Source organism: Dietzia papillomatosis NBRC 105045 (genome assembly GCF_001570845.1).
Lineage (GTDB): Bacteria > Actinomycetota > Actinomycetes > Mycobacteriales > Mycobacteriaceae > Dietzia > Dietzia cinnamea.
Genome location: NZ_BCSL01000015.1, coordinates 40686 through 56763, shown reverse-complemented (window position 1 = coordinate 56763; position 16078 = coordinate 40686). Strand labels below are relative to the sequence as shown.

13 protein-coding genes are annotated in these 16078 nt (G+C 73.3%); 1 reads left to right on the top strand and 12 read right to left on the bottom strand.

The window, feature by feature from the left end:
* Positions 1-40: 40 nt before the first annotated feature.
* The 12 genes from DPA01S_RS07255 to DPA01S_RS07200 all read right to left on the bottom strand — a co-directional run bounded on the left by DPA01S_RS07255 (position 41) and on the right by DPA01S_RS07200 (position 15085).
* A complete protein-coding gene (locus DPA01S_RS07255) occupies positions 41-1390 on the bottom strand; it encodes an amidohydrolase family protein (RefSeq protein WP_061915011.1) in 1350 nt (449 codons plus the stop codon).
* The gene (locus DPA01S_RS07250) at positions 1387-4041 is read right to left on the bottom strand and encodes a molybdopterin-dependent oxidoreductase (RefSeq protein WP_061914924.1); all 2655 of its coding nucleotides are present in this window, start codon (positions 4039-4041) and stop codon (positions 1387-1389) included. The genes DPA01S_RS07255 and DPA01S_RS07250 overlap by 4 nt, the downstream gene beginning before the upstream one ends.
* The gene (locus tag DPA01S_RS07245; RefSeq protein WP_061914921.1) at positions 4035-4907 is read right to left on the bottom strand and encodes an FAD binding domain-containing protein; all 873 of its coding nucleotides are present in this window, start codon (positions 4905-4907) and stop codon (positions 4035-4037) included. The genes DPA01S_RS07250 and DPA01S_RS07245 overlap by 7 nt, the downstream gene beginning before the upstream one ends.
* A gap of 6 nt (positions 4908-4913) precedes the next feature.
* Positions 4914-6287 (bottom strand): 8-oxoguanine deaminase, encoded by a 1374-nt coding sequence (locus tag DPA01S_RS07240; RefSeq protein WP_256386747.1) that lies wholly within the window; start codon positions 6285-6287, stop codon positions 4914-4916.
* On the bottom strand, positions 6284-7693 hold the full coding sequence (locus tag DPA01S_RS07235; protein ID WP_061914918.1) for an amidohydrolase family protein: 1410 nt from the start codon (positions 7691-7693) through the stop codon (positions 6284-6286). The genes DPA01S_RS07240 and DPA01S_RS07235 overlap by 4 nt, the downstream gene beginning before the upstream one ends.
* A 43-nt stretch (positions 7694-7736) precedes the next feature.
* A complete protein-coding gene (locus DPA01S_RS07230; RefSeq protein ID WP_061914915.1) occupies positions 7737-8366 on the bottom strand; it encodes a pyridoxamine 5'-phosphate oxidase family protein in 630 nt (209 codons plus the stop codon).
* Positions 8363-9193 (bottom strand): creatininase family protein, encoded by an 831-nt coding sequence (locus DPA01S_RS07225; RefSeq protein ID WP_061914912.1) that lies wholly within the window; start codon positions 9191-9193, stop codon positions 8363-8365. The genes DPA01S_RS07230 and DPA01S_RS07225 overlap by 4 nt, the downstream gene beginning before the upstream one ends.
* The gene (locus tag DPA01S_RS07220; RefSeq protein ID WP_141763928.1) at positions 9181-10509 is read right to left on the bottom strand and encodes an FAD-binding oxidoreductase; all 1329 of its coding nucleotides are present in this window, start codon (positions 10507-10509) and stop codon (positions 9181-9183) included. The genes DPA01S_RS07225 and DPA01S_RS07220 overlap by 13 nt, the downstream gene beginning before the upstream one ends.
* 46 nt (positions 10510-10555) lie before the next feature.
* The gene (locus DPA01S_RS07215; protein ID WP_232303054.1) at positions 10556-11755 is read right to left on the bottom strand and encodes an ABC transporter substrate-binding protein; all 1200 of its coding nucleotides are present in this window, start codon (positions 11753-11755) and stop codon (positions 10556-10558) included.
* Positions 11756-11898: 143 nt separating this feature from the next.
* On the bottom strand, positions 11899-12852 hold the full coding sequence (locus DPA01S_RS07210) for an ABC transporter permease (protein WP_239550511.1): 954 nt from the start codon (positions 12850-12852) through the stop codon (positions 11899-11901).
* Entirely contained in the window at positions 12852-13649 is a 798-nt protein-coding gene (locus DPA01S_RS07205; protein ID WP_061914909.1) for an ABC transporter ATP-binding protein, read from the bottom strand. Before DPA01S_RS07205 ends, DPA01S_RS07210 begins: the two co-directional genes overlap by 1 nt.
* Complete coding sequence (locus DPA01S_RS07200; RefSeq protein ID WP_061914907.1) at positions 13646-15085, bottom strand: amidohydrolase family protein; 1440 nt, start codon at positions 15083-15085, stop codon at positions 13646-13648. The genes DPA01S_RS07205 and DPA01S_RS07200 overlap by 4 nt, the downstream gene beginning before the upstream one ends.
* A 214-nt stretch (positions 15086-15299) precedes the next feature.
* Between DPA01S_RS07200 and DPA01S_RS07195 the strand changes: the two genes are divergently transcribed.
* Positions 15300-15893 (top strand): helix-turn-helix domain-containing protein, encoded by a 594-nt coding sequence (locus DPA01S_RS07195; RefSeq protein ID WP_061914904.1) that lies wholly within the window; start codon positions 15300-15302, stop codon positions 15891-15893.
* Positions 15894-16078 lie beyond the last annotated feature (185 nt).

Here is a 16078-nt window from a genome sequence, read left to right as displayed (position 1 = left end):
TGAACGGGCCCGGCAGGGCACCGCAGGTCAGCGGCGCAGGTCAACGGCCGATCCCACGCCGCCCGCATTCCCTTCGCAGGCCGCCGGCGAGCTCGCGCTCGTCGGCGGCGACCAGTTCGAAGTCCCGCACCACCACGCGGCCGCCGACCACCACGTGCCGGGGTCGGCGCCCCGGGGCGGCCCACAGCAGGCCCCGGACCGGATCGGCCACGCCGGCGTCGGCGACCCCTGAGACGTCCCACACGACGAGGTCCGCGGCCGCCCCCGGCGTGAGCCGACCGAGTTCGGGACGGCCGAGTCCGTCGGCGCCGCCGGCGGTGGCCATCGTCAGCACCTCGAGGGCGTCGAGGGGCCGCCCGGCGAGCGGCGCGACCTGCATCGCCAGGCGGGCGTCGGCGAGCAGGTGGCCGGCGTCGTTGCTCCCGCCGCCCGAGGTCCCCAGCCCCACCGTCACGCCGGCGTCGAGCAGCCGGGCCACGGGCGCGACACCCCAGCCCATCGGTAGGTCGCAGGCCGGGGCGTGGGTCGCCGTGATGCCGCTTCGACGCAGGAGCTCGACTTCGGACCCGGTGATGTCGCACAGGTGCGCGAGCGTCACGTCGGGGGCGAGCCAGCCCCACTCGTCGAGCAGCTCGATCGGTCGGCGCCCGTACTTCTCGGCGGCCCGGGCCACATCGACCTGCTCGTTGGCCTGGGTGCGCCGCCGCAGACCGAGCCCGCCCGCGACCTCGCCCAGGGCGGCGAACGTCTCGGGGCCGTCCGCGTGCACACCCGACGGGCCCACGGCGAGCTGCCGCATCCCGTCGCCGGTGACCCCGCCGGTCGCGCCGGGCAGGTGCGCGGCGTGGATCGCCTCCACCGACGCGGCGGCCGCGTCCGGATCGTCTCCGGCGGTGCCGCGGACGAAAGCCACCCGAGCGCCGAGCGCCTTCGCCCCGGCGAACGCGGCCCCCGCGATGCGCACCGGGTCGGCGCCGGCCGGCCACGTGAGGTGGTGGTCGGCCACGGTGGTGACGCCGCACAGCAGCGACTCGGCCAGCGCCACGCGGGCGGCCGCCTCGACCAGCTCCGGGTCGACCCGCGCCGCCACATAGGCCTCGCGCATCCGGGCCAGCCACACCGCCATCTCCACGCCGCGCGTACCGGGCAGGGTGCGGAACGCGCTCTGCAGCAGGTGATGGTGGGCGTTGACCAGGCCCGGGGTGACCACGCCGCCGGCGGCGTCGAGGGTCTCGACAGAGCCGTCGGCGGGGACGGCCGCAGCCGAGCCGTCGGGGCCGGGGCCCGCGACCCGCCCGTCCACGCACTCGGTCACCACGGGATCGATGCCGGCGCGGTCCGGGGACCACACGGCCGACGCCCCGGTCACCCGGAGAACGCGGGCGCTCACGCGCTGACCCCGGCCGTCTCGGGGGACCCGACCGGTGCGAACGACCGCATCCACACCTGGTCGGGCGTCAGCGGGATGAGGTCCTGGCGCACGCCGGTGGCCCGCCGCACCGCGATCCCCACCGCGGCCGCGACCGGGCAGTACGGCGCCTCGGACATCGATTTGGCGCCCAGCACGCCCCGGGACTCGACGGTGTCGGCGAAGAAGACCTCGGTGCGCGGCACGTCGCCCATCCGCGGCGGGTGGTAGTGCCGCAGGGTCCCGTTGGCGACCGCGCCGGACTCGTCGAGCATGACCTGCTCGTACAACGCCGCGCCCAGCGCCTGCGCGACGCCGCCCTCGACCTGTCCCCGCAGCTGCTGCGGGTTGAGGACCCGCCCCGCGTCGACGGCGTGGACGCTGTGCAGGACCTTCACCGTCCCGGTGTCGGGACAGACGGCCACGCGCACCCCCTGCACGGTGAACGCGGCCTGCCGGGCCAGCCCGTCGGCCGAGCCCTCGGCAGAGACCGGCAGGCTCGCGCCGGCACGCAACAGCTCGGCCACCCGGGTCGCCGCCCGGTGCAGCGCGCGCCCCCCCACCACGGTGCCGGCCGAGCCGAACGCCCCGGTGTCGTGGGTGAGCAGCGCGGTGTCGGCGGCGTGCAGGACCACCTCGTCGGACGGCACGCCCAGCACCTCGGCCACGATCTGCGTGTGCACGGTGGCGGTGCCGTTGCCGAACTCGGCCGTGCCGACGTAGGCGTGGACGGTGCCGTCGGCGTCGATCTCCACGCGCGCAGACCCGTGGTGGCCCCCGGGCGGGTTGGTGGCGATCATGCACAGCGCGACACCGGTGCCCTCGGCCCAACCGTCCGGAGCTACCTCCCCGCGACCAGAGGCCAGGGCCCCTGAGACCAGGTCCAGGCAGTCGTCGAGGCCGTAGGAAGAGAGATCGAGCTCGTCGTCGTCGCCACCCGAACTCACCAACGCCTCACCCGGGCGCACCACGTTGCGCCGCCGCAGTTCCACCGGGTCCAGACCGGCGGCGTCGGCGAGCTCGTCCAGCGCACTCTCGAGCGCGAACCCCACCTCCCCCAGCCCGTACCCGCGGAACGCCCCCGACGGCACGGTGGTCGTGTACACGGCCTCGGCGGTGACCCGCTTGGCCGGGCAGCGGTACAGCTCCACGGACTCGGTGATGGAGTGGAACATCACGCCCGCCGAGTGCCCCCCGTAGGCCCCGGCGTCGGACAGCACGTCCAGGTCGAGGGCGGTGAGCCGCCCGTCGTCGTCGCAGGCGACGGTGACCGTCGTGCGGTACGGGTGCCGCACGGTCGCGGAGGTGAACTGCTCGGCTCGCGAGTACTCCCACACCACGTCACGGCCGGTGCTCAGGGCGGCGAGCACGCCCAGGTCCTCGACGATCATCTCTTGCTTGGCGCCGAACCCCCCGCCCACGCGGGCGGCGTGGACGCGCAGGTCCTCGCGGTCGAGGCCGAAGATCCACGCCAACTCGTCTCGGACGAGGAACGGCACCTGCGTCGACGAGCGCACGTCCAGCGTGCCACCCACCCGCGGCCCGCCGTCGACGTGCCGCACGATCGCCGCGTGCGTCTCCAGGTGCGTGTGCTGGACGCGCGAGGTCCGCCACGTCCCGGACACCACGTGCGCCGCGCGCCGCACCCCGGCGTCCACGTTCCCCACGTGACCGCGCCACCGCGCCACCACGTTGCGGGACGGGTCGGCGATCCGCGCCGCCCGCCCCCGGTCGCCGCGGTCCTTGTCGCCGTGGATGGCCGGAGCGCCGGGAACGCGCGCGGCCTCGGGGTCCAGCACCGACGGCAACACCTCGTACCGCACCTCGATGAGCTCGCACGCCCGGCGCGCCAGCGCGGCGGTCTCCGCGACGACGGCCGCCACGCGCTGGCCGTGGTAGCGCACGATCCGGTCGAGGACGCGGGTGTCGTCGGGGTCGTCGGTGCGTCGCTGGTGGCGGGCGGTGGAGAACAGGACGCCGGGGTCGTCGCGATGCGTCAGCACCGCCACCACGCCGTCCAGCGCGAGCGCCCGTGAGGCGTCGATCGTCACGATCCGCGCGTGGGCGTGCGGTGACCGCAGCACAGCCAGATGCGCGCACCCGGTGGTGTCGGTGTCCAGCGTGTACGGCTCGGCGCCGCGGACCACGCGCTCGGTGGCCGGCGCGGCGACCGGGCTGCCGGTCCGCCCGGCCTCGCACGTGTTGCTCACGCCGTCGAGGGCGTCGGAGATCGCCCGGTAGCCCGTGCAGCGGCACAGGTTGCCCTTCATCGCGGCGGTCCGCGGCGCCGGCCCGCCGTCGCGGGCGCACGGGGCGTGGCCGAGCCCGGTGACGGTGGTGACCATGCCCGGAGTGCAGTACCCGCACTGGAACCCGGCCGCTCGCGCGAACGCGGCCGGCACGGCGTCGGGGACCCCGGCGGCGGTGCGCACGTCGGCGCCCTCCGCGCGGTGGGCGGGCAGGACGCACGAGTGGGTGGGCACGCCGTCGACCAGCACGGAACACGCGCCGCAGTCGCCGGTGTCGCAGCCCTTCTTCACCGCGTGCACCCCCGACTCGCGCAGCAGTGTCCGCAGGCACTGTCCGGGGCGCGGGTCGGTCTCCAGCGCGCGTCCGTCGACGGTGATCAGCATGGTGCCTCCCGGTAGATGGGGTGGGTGAGTTCGGCGACGACGGCGAGGGCCGCGATCCCCGCCACGTGTCGCCGCCAGCTCGGATGGCCCTGGGGGTCGTCGTGCCACAGGGGCAGTCCGCGGACGGCGGCCGCGGCCGCGTCGGCCATCGGGGGCCGGTCCCAGGTGAGCACCTGCGGCGCCGGGACGGCGGCGGTCACGACGAGGGTGCAGCGGCCGGCCGGATCCAGTCGCCCGGTGACCACCGAGCCCGAGCGGCCGCTGGGCACCAGCGAGTGGCGGCGGACCGCGTAGCGGGCGCGGGTGGCCGAGGCGGGGATGAGCAGGGCCCGCAGGATCTCGCCCGGCGCGAGGCAGGTCAGGCCCGGCGCCAGCACGAACTGCGCGGCGGGCACGGTGCGGATGTCGCCGTCGGGGGTCCAGATCTCGGCGGTCGCGCCGAGGGTACACGCGGCCGCCGTGCCGGCGCCGGCGGGCAGGGCCGCGCAGAGGTTGCCGCCCCACGTGGCGCGCCCCCAGATCTTCCACGAGGCGAGCAGGCAGGAGAACGCGTCGTGGAGGAACGGGCGCAGGGGCGCGGTGAGCGGGTGGTCGAGCACGGTCCGCAGGGTCGCGGTCGCGGCCACCCGCAGCCTGCCGTCGGGCAACGGTTCGACGTCGGGCCACCGCAGGTCGAGCAGATCCACGAGCGCGGTCAGCGGCGGGGTCGCCTCGCCCGGTGGGGCGGCCGCGCCGGCGGGGTGCAGGTGCGCCTCCCCGTGCAGGGCGGTGCCGCCGGCCAGTGCCCTGGCGCCGGCGACCAGGGCAGCGTGGGCGTCGGCGCGGGAGGCGGGGCGGTGCAGTTCGGTGACGCTGACCAGATCCATCGCCGCTCACCCCGCCTTCGAGAGCAGGCGCCTGCGGGCGGCCACCACGTCGCGAGCCACGGCGTCGGCGTCCACGGTGACCACGCGGTCGTCGGCCACCACCCGGCGGCCCTGGACCCACACCCCGCGCAGCGGCGGCCGCGAGCCCAGGACCAGCGCGACGACGGGATCGTCGATCCCCGCCAGCGCCGGGGTGTCGAGGCGCCACAGCGCGACGTCGGCCAGGTAGCCGGGGGCGAGCCGCCCGATCTCGTCGGCGCGACCGAGCACGGTGGCCCCGCCGACGGTCGCCATCCGAAGCGCCGTGCGCACGTCCATCGCCCGCGGGCCGCCGGTGGCGCGGGCCAGCAGCAGCGACGTGTGCATCTCCTCCCACAGCACGCTCGACTCGTTGCTCGCCGCGCCGTCCACCCCGAGCCCGACCGGGATCCCCGCCGCCAGCATGTCCGGCACGCGCGCGATCCCGGCGCCCAGGCGGCCGTTGGAGACGGGACAGTGCGCGGCACCCATCCCGCCGGCTGCCATCGCGGCGATCGCGGCGTCGTCGAGGTGCACGGTGTGCGCGAACCACACGTCGGGACCCACCCACCCCACGGACTCCATGTACTCCATGGGCGTGCTGCCGAAGCGCTCGCGGCAGAACACCTCTTCGTCGTCGGTCTCGGCCAGATGGGTGTGCAGCCGAACGCCCTTCTCGCGGGCGAGGTCAGCGCTGGCGCGCAACAGGTCGCCGGTCACCGAGAACGGTGAGCAGGGCGCCACGGCGATGCGGCACATCGACTCCGGCGAGTCGTCGTGGAACCGGTCGATGACGTCGGCCGTGCCGGCGAGGATCGCGTCGGTGCTCTCGACCACCGAGTCCGGGGGCAGGCCACCGTCGCTGCGGCCCAGGTCCATCGAGCCGCGACTCGGGTGGAACCGCAGGCCCACCGCGGCGGCGGCGCCGATCTCGGCGGCGAACACGTCCCCGGCGTCGGCCGGCACGACGTAGTGGTGGTCCGTGGTCGTGGTGCACCCGCCCAGCGCGAGCTGCGCGAGCCCACCGAGTGCCGCGGTGCGCACGTCGTCGGCCGTGATGCCCGCCCACACCGGGTACAGCGTGGTCAGCCACTCGAACAGCGTCGAGTCCGCCGCCAGGCCGCGGGTGAGCCACTGGTAGAGGTGATGGTGGGTGTTGATCAGGCCGGGCGTGGCGACGCAGCCGGTCCCGTCGACCCGCTCGACGTCGGACGGTATGAGCGCCGGGTCGCACGGGCCCTCACCCACCGCGACGATCCGCGAGCCGTCGAGCAGCACGTGCCCGTTCGCGTACTCGGCGCCTGCGGTGCCGGGGCCGTCCATGGTGACGACCGCGCAGTTCTCGATGAGCACGGTGGTCACGACCGCACCAGCCCCGACTCGGATACCCGCGCGAAGGCGGGCGTGAAGCCCCGCACGCGCGCCGAGCGGATCATGCGGTCGGTGAGCTGCGCGTCGGCCTCGTCGGCCAGGGGGTGCAGGTTGCGCGCGCCCTCGGCGACCAGGCGCCCGCCCACGTAGACGTGGGTGAGGTTGCGCAGTGAGCAGGCCAGGACGTACGTGGCGACCGGGTTCCAGATCGGGCCGGTGGCGGGCCTGGTGGGGTCGACGACGACGAGGTCCGCGTGTTTCCCGACCTCCACACTGCCGATCCTGCCGGACAGGCCGAGGGCCTCCGCCGCCCCGAGGGTGTGCATCCGCAGGACCTCGCGGGCGGCCAGGACCGCGGCATCGGAGTGGACGGCGCGTTGGGTGTACAGGCCGATCCGCATGTTCTGGAACGGGTCGGACACGTCGGTGCAGGACTGGTCGTCCAGGCCCATGCCGACGCGGATCCCGGCGTCGCGGTAGCGGGTGATGTCGGCGATGCCCGAGCCGAGCCGGCCGTTGGAGGTGGCCTGCCAGATCACGGCCGAGTCGGTCTCGGCCACGCGGTCGACCATGTGGTCGGTGGGGTGCACGAAGTGGCCGAACGCGAAGTCCGGTCCCAGCACCCCGGCGCGGTCGTACCAGTCGAACTTGGCCCGCTGCACCTCGAGGTGCTCGGCGGTCTCCACGAAGTGCGCCTGGTTGCCCACGCCGTGGGTGGCCATGGCGTGGCGCTCGCGTTCGGCGGTGACCGGCGACGACGACCACTGCACCGACCCGAACACCGACCCGCCCAGGTCCAGTTCCCGCGGCACGGTGCGCAGGCGGTGGTCGGTTATGTGGGCGAACGCCTCGAAGCACTCGTCCTCGGGGAGCTGCTCGTCGTCGAGCCGCGTCGAGGTGACGCAGCGGAGTCCGGAGTCGGCCTGGGCGTCGATCTGCCGGGTGAGGAAGTCGACGTCGTGGACCCGCTCGGCCTTCAGGGTGGAGCTGGAGTGGTCGAACACGGCCACCACCCGGCTCTGCGTGAAGTTGTAGGCGCTGGTCACGCCGTTGCGCAGGAAGTCCAGGCAGCCGGCGAGGGTGAACCAGTACAGGTCCTCGGCCTCCGCGCCGACCATCATCTCGCCCATCCGCGAGACCCACCCGTACAGCGTGTCGTCGGGGGCAATGCCGCGCATGCCGGCCGTGAACAGGTGACTGTGCGCGGAGACGAATCCGGGTGCCAGGATCGCGCCGCCCAGGTCGTGGACGTCTCCCGGCAGGCCGGGCGGCGGGTCGTCGGGGCCGAGTCCGGCGATGAGGCCGCCGTCGTCAACATGGACCCAGCCGTGGAACCAGGCGGGGGCTGCCGGGTCGGCGGACACCGGCAGGACCAGCGCGTCGGTGAAGGTGATCATGGGGGCTCTCTCGTTCTGTAGTGTGCTCGCTCCGGCCGGCTGCTCAGCCGGGCAGTTCGACGGCCCGCCACCGCTGCCCGTCCGACACGAACCGACGGCGGTGGGACGGTTCCGCCCGTCCCGCGGCCCAGAAGGTCACCGTCTCGGGGCGGATCCGCATGCCCAACCACGTCTCGGGGGGCAGCACCGGCGACGGGCCCAGTCGGTCGACGGCCGCCGCCCACACCCGGCGACGGCCGGGCGGTCCGAGCTCGGCCGTGGCATCGTCATTGGTCCAGGCCAGGAGCTTGAGGTACTCACAGCGGGCGTCATAGCTCTGCAGTCGCTCGGCCCGGTCCGTCGGCTCGGCGACACCGGTGACGGTGAGCTGGCGGGTCCGGTCCGGGGCGACCACCACGAGCGTCGCCCGCGGATCGGCCGCCAGATCGAGCGACTTCTGCGACCGCGAGTCCGTGTGGAAGGTCGGTCCCTCCGCCGTGGCCCCCGAGACCAGCAGGTGCCGACAGTGCGGGGTGCCGTCGGGGCCGACGGTGGCCAGGACGCCCAGCGGCGGGTCATCGGGATCGATCGCCAACCACGCGACCATCGCCTCGAGCGGGTCGTCGGTGGGCCCGGGCATGGTGACCACGGGCGCGACGTCGGGCGTCATGTCGGAGGCCTCGGCGGCGGTCATCGGGTGCCTCGACCGACAGAGTGAGCAGCGGCCGCGGTCGCGACGGCCGTGACGCCTCGCGCCGGGTCGAACGCGGCGATCTCGCCCAGCGCGCCGACCACGGTCTCCACGTGCCGGGCCACCAACCGCACGCCGGTGTCGGCGTCGGCCCCGGTCGGATCGCCGATCACCCCGGTGTCGGACAGGTCATCGGCCAGCCAGCCGAACTTCACCGGGCCGGTGAACCCGATGTGCTCGCAGCCGGCGATCCCGTCCGGCACCCTCGCCTCAGCCGCGGACATGTCGACCAGCTCGGGATGCAGGTGCAGCATCATCGACGTCTCCGCCCACCCGGCGTGGATACCCATTCCCAGCTCGGTGGGGCCCGGTTCGGCCCGGCCGGCGTAGAGGAAGGTCCGCAAGCCGGAGCGGCGGCGCAGTTCTCGCAGCGCCACCTCGAGTAGCGCCGAGTTGCCGCCGTGGCAGTTGACGAACAACACCCGCCCGAACCCACTGGCCCGCAGCGCCGACCCCAGCTCAACGACCTGCCGGAACAGTGTCTCGCCGCTGATCCACAGGGCCCCGGTGAGGTTGGCGTGCTCGTCGCTCTTGGTGTATCCGAGCGCGGGCATCAGCCAGGCATCCACGCCCGCCTCACCGGCGGCGGCCACCGCGCGGGCGGCCACGTGCTCGGCGACGAGCAGGTCGGTCGCCAGCGGCAGGTGCGGGCCGTGGGGCTCGATCGCGCCGGCGGGGATCACGGCGATCGGATCCTCGACCCCGACGCGAGCGGCCTCGACGGTGGTGAGGTCGGCGTAGCGCCGCTGCCGCCCGATCACGCGTCCCACCGGCCCGGGTTGAGCAGGCCGAACGGGTCAGTACGTGCCGCCAGGGCCCGGACGGCCTCGGTGCCGTGGTCCACCCGGTACTGGTGCGGCGAGTGCACGCGCACCCCGAGGGCCTCGAGCGCGGGCACGCCCTCGTATGCCGCCTCGGCCGTGGTGAAGTGACCGTTGAGCATCCCGAACATCCGCCCGTGGCCGGCCTCGAGGTGGAGGGTGCCGCCCGGGTAGACGGCCTCCACCTCGTCGAGTCGCTCGACCAGTGCGTCGCCCTGGCATTCCATGTGGAACCACGTGTCCGGTTCGGCCTTCTGCAGCCAGTGGGTCGGGTGGTTGTACGACAGGGTGGAGACCTTGATCGACTCGTTGACCCCCTTGCGGACCGCCTCGACCACTCCCCCGGCCTCGACGACGACCGCCTCGACCTGCTCGACCGCGGCGGCGTCGACGATCGTCCGCAGGCTCGCCCGTCCCGCGGGGATCGCGTCGTCGTCGGGCAGGCAGGACGCGACGTGCGCCCCGTCGGCCGAACACAGGCGCGGCGCCGGCTCGACCCGGTGCACCCGCCGCACGGCGTCGAACGCCTCGTGGTGGTCGGCGAAGCTCGCGTACACGCACCGCCAGTCCTGAAGCGGCTCGATCCGGACCGTCGCGCGCACGATGATCCCCGCGACGCCGTAGGTGTGGACGAACGGCTGGGCGTCCGCCCCCTCCAGGTGGACGATCTCGGCGTCCTCGTGGGCGAACACCACGTCGAGCGCCTCGACGAACCCCTCGTGGTTGCGGCCGTGCACGATCGTGCCGGTGCCGGCCGACCCCCCGGCGAGGAAGCCGCCCAACGTGGACTGCACGGTCGAGGGGTACATCCACAGCTGTCTGCCGTGCCGGTCGGCCAGCCGCTTCTCCAACGTGAGCATCCGGACGCCGGCCTCGGCGGTGACCACACCCGCCTCCGGGTCCACGTGGTCGATCCCGCGCAGCGCGGTCATGTCCAGCACGAGCCCGCCGTGCAGGGGGACGACCTGCCCGTAGTTGCCGGTGCCCTTTCCCCGCGAGGTGATAGGCACGCGGCGGCGCACGGCCGCGCGGACCACGGCGGACACCTGCTCCACGGTGGTCGGTCGGCACACCACCTCGGGGCGGCCGATCGGCCACTGGGCCCGCAGGATCGGGCTGAGGTAGGAGCCGTCCCTGGAGGCCCTGTCCAGGGCATGGTCGTCGGTGCGGACGGCGTCGGGGCCGAGCAGCTCGAGCAGGTCGTCGACCAGGCCGGCGACATCGGCGGTCGCGTGGGTGGTCGCGTCGGTGGCTGTCGCGGTCACGAGGGTCTCCGTTCGGATAGGGCGGCAGGGCTCACTCGAGCACCGGTCACTTGAGCCCGATGGCCGGGTCGATGAAGCGGTTGGTGGCGACGGTCTCGGGCGAGACGTCGGCGGCGATCTCGACGTTCGCGGCCTCGTAGACGCCCTTGACCTTGGAGACCATGTCGGCGAGGCGGTCCTCCTCGAAGTCACCGATCGTGGCGTTGGGGCCGTTGCCAACCAGCTCGCGCTCGAGCATGGCCTCGACCGCGAAGTCGGCGAGCTCGGCGCTGTAGACCCAGCCGGTGTTGAACTGCTCGACGGCGTCGACGATCACCGCGTTGGTGCGCGCCGGGTCCTCGAAGTACTCGACCTCTGCCTGCTGCAGCACGGGCACCAGCTTCTCGAGGCACGCGGCGTCGTCCTCGAGTTCGGCGCTACGGACGGCCATCATCGACTTGTAGATCGGGTAGCCGAGGTCGTGGAGCAGCTGGTAGGCGACCGGCTTTCCCCATTCGGGGACCTCGTTCTCGTAGATGAACGGTTCGGCGCTGGCGAAGCCCTGCTGGGCGACCGCGCCGCCGGAGGCGACGAAGTTCGAGGGCGAGCCGTCGTAGCTGCCGTCAACCTGGGCGGGGTCGAGGACGCCCTCACCGAGGAGGTAGTCCATGTAGGCGTTGCCCTCGAAGTACAGGACCCTGGTGTTCTCGTCCTTGAGGTCGGCGACCGTCTCGACGTCCGGGTAGGTCTCGGGGTCCCACATGATCATCTGCGGGTTGATGTCGAGCGGCGCGAAGACGCCGATGGTGGGGTTGTTCAGCGAGTTCTGGACCGCCTGGTCGGCGTCCACGTAGCCGAGCATGATGTCGGGGTCCTGGTACATCTGTGCGGTGACCTGCTGGAACCCGATGGCCGGGCCGCCGGCTCTGACCTCGATGTCCACGCCGGTGTACTCGCCGGAGGCGAACAGCGGCCCGGAGACCGACTTGGCGCCGGCGTCGATGGTCGGCTCGGGGCCCAGCAGTTCGTAGAGGTGGCCGTGCTCGGCCTCGGGGTTCCAGTCGGTCTGGACCACGATCTTCTCCGCGCACACGTCGCTGAGGTCGACCGCGCCGATCTCGCCGCTGTAGCCGGAGGCCTCTGCGGACTCGGAGCCGCCGCAGGCGGTGAGGGTGACGGCGCCGAGGGCGCACAGCGCGGCCACGGAGACTGCGGACCGGGGCGCGGTGGGACGGGGGGTGTCGGTGCGGGTGACGGTTCGTCGCATGGGAACTCCTGGATCGGATGGCGGGTGAAGGGTGCCGATGGGCGTATTGATGTGATCAATAACGAAGAGTGAACATCGGCCGTGTTTCGGCGGTGTTGCGGGTTCGGTCGTGTGTCGTTACGGCTGGTGACGCACGGTAGCGACTAGCGATCGGTGTCCGGGTTGTACCAACTCCCCACGACCCGGCGCGAGAGCAGGCCGAAGAACAGGAACACGGCCACGCCGAGCAGGGAGGCCAGGATGATCGAGGCGAACAACTCCGGCGCCTGCAGCCGCGCCCGGAAGGTGTCGATGAGGATGCCGATCCCCGGCTCCCCCTGCTTGAAGAAGAAGTCGCCGACGATCGCGCCGACCACCGACAGCCCGGCCGCCACCCGCAGACCCTCGAACAGCGCCGGCAGGGCGGCGGGGGCCTCGAGCTTGCGCAGCACCGTCAACCGGCCGGCGTGGTGCAGCGTGAAGAGCCGGCGCAGGCCCGGGTCGACGGACTTCAGCCCGAACAGGGTGTTGGAGACGATCGGGAACAACGCGATGAGCACGCACACGAACACCCGGGCGGTGAAACCGAAGCCGAACCAGAACCCGATGAGCGGCACCAGCGCGAGGATCGGGATGCACTGCAGCACCACCGCGTACGGGAACAGCGAGCGCTCGGCCCACTTCTCCTGACTCATCACGACCGCCCACACCACTCCGATCACGAACGCGATCGCCAGCCCGGTCAGCGCGACGGTCGCGGTCCGCCCGAGCGCCTCGAGCATGTCCGGCATGTCGGGCCCGAACAGGCCGTCAGTGACCACCACGTGCGGCGCCGGCAGCAGGAACCGCCGCGACGGTTCGAGCACCGCGTAGCTCACGAAGTACCACAGGCCCAGCACCGCGGCGAGAACCGCGAGCGGCCCACCGTAGCGCACCGCGGGTCCGTCGGCCGACAGCCACTGCCGGCTACGGACCACCGGGGGCGTCTCCGCTCCCCCGGCCGGTCCCGTGACGGGGTCGCTGCCCACGTCGGAGGTGATGACCTCGTCGTCGCCGTCGGTACCCACAGTCGGCCCGGAGGCGCGGGCGGTGATCCCGTTCATCAGTGTGCCTCTCATCAGTGTGCCTCCTCGAGCGCCTGGGAAACCTCGCCGACGAGGTTGATGTATTCCGCCGTGTAGCGGATCTCGGGGTCGCGCGCCGGGCCGAACGGCACGTCGACCGAGTGGACGATGCGCCCCGGCCGGCCGGACATGACCACCACACGGGTGGACAGGTACACCGCCTCCGCGACCGAGTGGGTGATGAAGAGCCCGGCGAACCGCTTGGCCGCGAACAGCCCCAACAGCTCGTCGCCGAGCCGCTGGCGGGTGATCTCATCGAGCGCCCCGAACGGCTCGTCGAACAGGAACAACTCCGGATCCAACGTCAGGGACCGCGCCAGGGAGACGCGCATCTTCATGCCGCCGGAGAGCTCGCGGGGCAGCGACTGCTCGAACCCGGCGAGGCCCACCAGTTCGATCGCTGCCGCCGCGCGGTCGCGCCGCTCGACTCGGGGGATGCCGTCGAGTTCGGCGAGCATCTCCACGTTCTGCGCGACGGTGCGCCACGGCAGCAGGGTCGCGTCCTGGAAGACGTAGCCGATGCGGTCGGTCCCGGTCTGCATGTAGCCGTCGGTGTGCGTGGCCAGCCCAGAGGCCAGGCTGAGCAGCGTCGACTTGCCGCAGCCGGAGGGGCCCACCACGCTGACGAACTCGCCTGCGCGGATCCGCAGGTCGACGCCGTCGAGCGCGCGGGTGCCGTTGGGGTAGGTCACGCCGACGTCGGAGAAGCCGAGGAGCTCGGAGCCGGGCGAGGCGGTGGGTGGTGATGTGGTCGGCGCAGTGGACTGGGTGGTGACCGAGGGCGTGGTCATGGGGTCTCCTCACTCGTGGCGGGGGTGGTGGTCGCGGGGGTCGGGGCGGCGCTGGACGGCGTGAAGGGGTCGACGACGAGGGCTGCCCTCGCGGACACCACGCGGCCTGCTCGCAGGACGATCCGGTCGGCGGGCGCGTCGGCGATCACGTCGTCGATCCCACTGGCGCGGACGAGCAGCAGATCGGCGCGGCGACCGACCTCGGGGCCGGCGGGCGGCAGGCCCATGACCTCGCGGGCGCCGTCGGTGACCAGGTGCCACGCGGTGTCCATGTCGAGGTGGGCTGCCACGACCAGCAACATCGCGGTCTCGGTGGCGTCGGAGCGGCCCACCGGGTTGAAGGGGTCGCGGACGTTGTCGGCACCCGCCGCCACGGTGACGCCGCCGTCGAGGAGTGTGCGGATCGGCGGCAGGCCGCGCGGAGTGGACGTGCACTCGGCACGGCCCTGCAGGTAGAGGTTGGTGATCGGCAGCGTCACCACCCCGACGCCCGCCCCGCTCAGCGCGACGGCCGCGCCCGCCTGCCTGGCGGCGTCCAGGGCGCCGATCCGACAGCAGTGCCCCGCGGTCCGGATCCGACCGGGCTCCCACGCCGCTACCCTGTCGGTGAACGGGCCGAGCATGGCGTGGTCCCCGTCTAGGAACTCGTCGACGTGCAGGTCGACGCCTGTGCCCAGTTCCTCGGCGAGGTCGACGAGCCGGTGGGTCTCGGCGGCGGTGTCCGTGGCCAGATGCGGGGCGCCGCCGATGAGGTCAGCCCCGGCCGCGATCGCGGCTCGGACGCGGGCGCCGCTGTCCTCCTCGCGGACCATCACGGCAATCTGGAGGTCCAGCACCTCGGCGAGCTCGTCACGGACCCGCACGAGGGCCCGCACGCCGCGGAGCGGGTCGCCGTCGGAGTGCAGATCCACGTGGCTCCGGACCGCCGTCGTGCCGTTGGCCACCAGGCGCCGCGCGGCGATCAGGGCACGGGCGTGGATCTCGTGGGTGTCCACGGTCGCGGCGTGGGCCCGCCAGGCCTCGATCGCTTCGCCGAGGTCACACCCCGGTGGGCGGGTCGAGCCCCAGCTCAGCGCCTTGTCGAGGTGGGCGTGCGGCTCGGCCGGCGCCGTCAGAGCGAGAAAGCCGCGGCCGTCGATGATCGCCGGGCCCGGAGCCGCCGCGGCACCGGTGAGACTGGCGGCGCAACCGCCGACATCGCCGGCGCCGCCTGGGGCGCGGACCGCCACGACCGTGTCGCCGACGATGTCCAGGTCGACCACGCGACCGTCGACCAGTCGCACCCCGGCGATGCGGTCGACCTGCCGCGGGTGTTTCGTCGTACCGGGGGCGGTGGCGCGCGCCGGTGCCCACTGCGCCGGCGCAGGTGTCTGGGCCAGATTCGGGGCCGGGGTCGTAGGCGCGGCGGTCCCGCGCTGGAGGGTGAGTATGTCCACGGACCCTGTTCTCCTGCTCTGCCGAACGGTCCCGCAGCGGCCGCTGGAGTAGCGCTTGTCATTCCGAGCCAGACGCGGGATATTGACCTCGTCAATAGCGCTGAGTCTGGTGGTTCCGTGTTGCCGGGCGATTACCTCATGGTTCCGGTGTGTAACCGACCCGTCCGTCCACCGACCGCCAGACCGCCAGACCGCCAGCCCGCCAGGAGGACAGATGAGCACCGCTCAAGGCGACGGCCAGGAACGCCTCGGCGCGCGCATCCGTCACCACCGCCGCCAGCTCGGACTAACGCTCGTCGAGGTAGCGGGTCAAGCCGGGATCTCGCAGCCGTTCCTGAGCCAGATAGAGCGGGGCAAGGCCGCCCCGAGCATGGCCACGCTCGAGGGCTTGGCCCACGCACTCGGCACCACGCAGGCCCACTTGTTGGAAGCGGTCAGCTCCACCACTGACCCCGCAGCGGGCCCCGGCTCCCCCGATCGCGGCGTGGACATTCGTCGCGCCACAGAGGGGGCTGTGCTCACCCGCTCGGAAGGCACCGTCGGCGGACACACCCGCCTCCTCCCCGGCGGCCCGAACGGTACCCAGTTCCTCGAGTTCGTCGAAACCAACCACGTCCCCGGCCGGCTCTTCGAGCACCCCGGCAACGAGTGGCTCTACGTCACCCGCGGCACCATCCTGCTCGACGTCGGCGGCGCGACGAGCCGACTCGACGTCGGCGACGTGGCCCGTTACGACGGCACCCTGCCCCACCGCTGGTATGTCCCCCAGGGCGAGCAGGCCTGCCTCATCGTGGCCAGGCCCGGCTGAGGGCACCGGTCCGGCCGCATGCCTCAGCACCCCAGGCGCTCGGGGTCGCCCGGTCGCCCGAGGCCGCGACCTGGGGTGCCCTGCACACCGCGAGCAGGGCACCCCAGGTCGGACCCTTGGGCAGGGCTGCGGCATGCCCCCATCCGCCGACGCACCTACCGAGTGGTCGCGACACGGCCCTCCCC